The organism is Microbacterium sp. Bi128, from assembly GCF_918698205.1.
Genome location: NZ_CAKKMM010001006.1, coordinates 1 through 1,874 on the forward strand (window position 1 = coordinate 1; position 1,874 = coordinate 1,874).

A 1,874-nucleotide genomic window follows, 5' to 3' on the forward strand; every position below is an offset into this window, starting at 1 on the left:
GGTGGTGTCGGTCAGGAAACGGCGGTTCAGCCCGGCGCCACGGACGTAGCTCCAGGGCTTGTTCTTATTCGCACGCTCCAACTCGACCACCGTGAGGCCGTGGGCCGCACGGCCGATCGCGCGGGCCTCGGCGGCGTCGAATCCGGCCGGCAGCATGATGGACTCGTTGGTGTATTCATGGTTGGTGAAGAGCACGGCCCGGCGGTCCTTGGAGCCATCGATCGGCAGGATGTCGGTGTAGTCGTTGTTGTAGCCGAACTGGCGGGCCTGCGCCGCCGCGCTCTGGTGGTCCAGGTCGAAGGCCGGCGAGTCGTTGAAGAGCGGGTCGCCCCAGCGGATGACCGGTTGCCAGGTGAACCCGGCCGGGACGGTGAACTGATCCACGGCGGCGTCCACCGGAGCGATGGCGGTGAACTGCAGCTTGGATTTTCCAAACCCGTCCTTGGCGGCAGCGGCGAGGCCCGGACCGCCGTCGGCCACTGCCTTATCAGCGGACGTCACGGCGTTGCCGAGGACGACGGCGAGCGCGCCGGCGGCGCCGAAGCCCAGGGCGGCGCGGCGGGACATCGTGGCGGAGGCGATGTCCCGGAAGTAGCTGTTGGTGCTGGTGTTGCAGACCTCGCCCGAGCAGGCGTTGTCGCACTTCAGCGCGCAGGTGACGGGGCTTCGCTTGCCTTTGGTGTGGCCGAGCATGGGGAGCAGGGAAAATTTGCGTCCGGAGGTGACAGACATGGAGAGACCTTCCATGGGGGTGAGTTGCGGTCGCGCCCACCCTTCCAGCCGCCGACTACGCGGGACCGACCCTCACATGAAGTCCCGGTGAACTCGCGCTATAAACCTGAGGAAGCGTCACCGGCGAACTCTTGGGGACAGAGGTTAGCTGTCCGTCTCTTCCGGGGCGCTGGCGGCAGCCATCAGCCGCTGGCCAATGCCCTCGAGAAATTCGGCGATGTTCACAATGCTGCCCTCGGAGGATTCCTGGAGAAGGGCCTCGGCCGCTGCGGCGAAGTGGTCGTTGGCCCACTGCATCGCGTCGGTTCCTTCCGGGCTCAGGTGCAACAGCACACTGCGCCGGTCCGTGGGGTTGGGCTTCCGCACCATAAAGCCCTTGGATTCCAGGCGGTCCACCATGGCCGTTACCGAGCCGGTGGTGATGTTCAGGGCCTTGCCGAGATCCTTGGGAGTGAGGCCGTCCACCTCGCCCACAAAGGCCATCGCGTTGATGTCGATCGTCCCGATCCCCAGATTCTCGGCCAGCCGGATGCGGAGGGCATAGGTCCCCGTGTCGACCCGCCGCAGGCCTTGCACGATCCGGAGCAGCCCGTCCTTCTGGGCCACCATCTGGCCCTCCGCGCGCTTTGCCGTAGCCAGCGCGTCATCTTGCCGGGGTACCGAGGTGGTCATCACGAATCTTCCGCTCCAAAGCTATGATCGGCGGCTAGTTCGCCGCGTCCGCATCCACTTTACTCTCAAACCACTTGCGTCACTGGCTGGCAGCCAGCACCGCGTGGACCCGGCGCAGGCGGTCGAGCCACCAGTCGCGGCGCCCGGGCGCGGCCGCATATTCCGCCAGCAGTTCCGGATCGGCGGCAACCTCGCGGACCCGGATGGCGCCGTCGTCGGGAACCAGCGGGTCCCGGGTGACATCGGCGGCGAGCAGGGACACGGTACCCAGCCCGCAGGCATACGGCAGTTCCGGCAGCGCCGCGGCGAGCGCCAATCCGGCGCGGATTCCCACGGAGGTGTCCAGCGCCGAGCTGACGACGGCGGGGAGCCCGGCCTGCGCCACGATGTCCAGGGCCCGGCGCACTCCCCCGAGCGGCGCCACCTTCACGACGATCAGGTCTGCTGCGCCGGCGCGGGCCACCTTGAGC

3 protein-coding genes are annotated in these 1,874 nt (G+C 67.8%); all 3 read right to left on the reverse strand.

Annotated features, from left to right (window positions below):
- Positions 1–732: PhoX family phosphatase (locus LQV45_RS29125; protein WP_230010523.1), on the reverse strand; the 732-nt coding region annotated here is incomplete at its 3' end.
- Between the two features lie 144 nt (positions 733–876).
- Entirely contained in the window at positions 877–1,404 is a 528-nt protein-coding gene (locus tag LQV45_RS29130; RefSeq protein WP_230010526.1) for a MarR family winged helix-turn-helix transcriptional regulator, read from the reverse strand.
- Positions 1,405–1,483: 79 nt separating this feature from the next.
- A partial coding sequence (locus LQV45_RS29135; protein WP_290370348.1) for an enolase C-terminal domain-like protein occupies positions 1,484–1,874 on the reverse strand: 391 nt, incomplete at its 5' end.